This window comes from Enterococcus sp. DIV0421, assembly GCF_051713745.1.
Classification (GTDB): Bacteria; Bacillota; Bacilli; order Lactobacillales; family Enterococcaceae; genus Enterococcus_D; species Enterococcus_D casseliflavus.
The window spans coordinates 1-1,365 of the sequence record NZ_JBIOQM010000016.1; the positions used below are offsets into that span (position 1 = coordinate 1).

General features: G+C 37.7%; 1 protein-coding gene. It reads left to right on the forward strand.

Going from position 1 to position 1,365, the window contains the following annotated elements; translation table 11 throughout:
- Window positions 1-74 precede the first annotated feature (74 nt).
- Window positions 75-1,237 (forward strand): IS3 family transposase gene (locus IGI96_RS19695; protein ID WP_438785398.1). Its coding sequence is split into 2 segments (ribosomal slippage): window positions 75-351 and window positions 351-1,237, totalling 1,164 coding nucleotides; the frame shifts between segments, so codons are not numbered across the junction.
- Window positions 1,238-1,365 lie beyond the last annotated feature (128 nt).

The window sequence follows — 1,365 nt, forward strand, 5'->3', positions numbered from 1 at the left end:
GGATAGGCTACAATTAACTAGACAGAAAAATTAAGGTGTGTAGACTAGAAGAAAACATACCAGGAGGAATTTTTATGTCTAAGAGAACACGAAGAACTTTTTCACAAGAATTCAAGCAACAAATCGTCAATCTTTACTTAGCTGGAAAGCCACGTGTAGAAATCATTCGAGAATATGAACTAACGGCTTCAGCATTTGACAAATGGGTAAAGCAATCTAAAACGAGTGGTTCATTCAAAGGAAAAGATAATCTTACGCCTGAACAAAAAGAATTGTTAGAACTACGTAAAAGAAACCAGCAATTAGAAATGGAAAATGATATTTTAAAGCAAGCAGCGCTGATATTCGGACGAAGAGACAAGTAATCGATGCGAATAAGCATCTTTACCCTATATCAGCGATGTGCAGAATATTAGGTCTATCACGTCAGTCCTATTATTATCAATCAAAACCAAAGAAAGACGAATCAGAACTTGAAGAAGTAGTCGCTGAAGAATTTATCCGCAGCCGAAAGGCCTACGGCTCAAGAAAAATAAAAAAAGCCTTATCAAAACGAGGCATTCGGATCAGCCGACGAAAAATTAGTAGAATCATGAAAAATAGAGGATTAAAATCGAGCTATACTGTTGCTTATTTTAAAGTACATCATTCTACTTGCAATGAAGCCAAAACGACAAACGTATTGAATCGTAAATTCTTAAGAGACAACCCATTAGAAGCGATCGTAACAGACTTGACTTATGTACGAGTCGGGAAAAAATGGAATTATATCTGTTTCATTTTGGATCTGTTCAATCGAGAAATTCTCGGCTATTCTTGTGGAGAACATAAAGATGCCATTCTAGTAAAAAAAGCATTTAGCCGTATCAAACAACCTCTGACAGAGGTTGAGATTTTTCATACTGATCGTGGAAAAGAGTTTGATAACCAAGCTATTGATGAATTATTAACAACTTTTGACATCAATCGATCATTGAGTCATAAAGGCTGTCCTTTTGATAATGCCGTAGCTGAATCAACTTATAAGTCGTTGAAAGTAGAATTTGTCTATCAATACACATTTGAAACCTTACAACAATTGGATTTGGAGTTATTTGACTATGTCAATTGGTGGAACCACCTTCGGTTGCACGGTACACTTGGCTACGAGACACCGGTTGGTTACCGTAACCAGAGATTGGCGCAGCGAATCCTTGATAATGAGCTCGGATGTGCTAACGCTAGCGAGGCAGTCTAACTTTAACTGTTAGCTCCTGCCGAAGATCGTCACATCCGAGGAGGCTCATTGTCAAGGACAATCGGAATAGCATACGGAAGGAAGTTCTGCACCTTATAAAATTTGTCAAAAAAACTGTTGCCATTCCA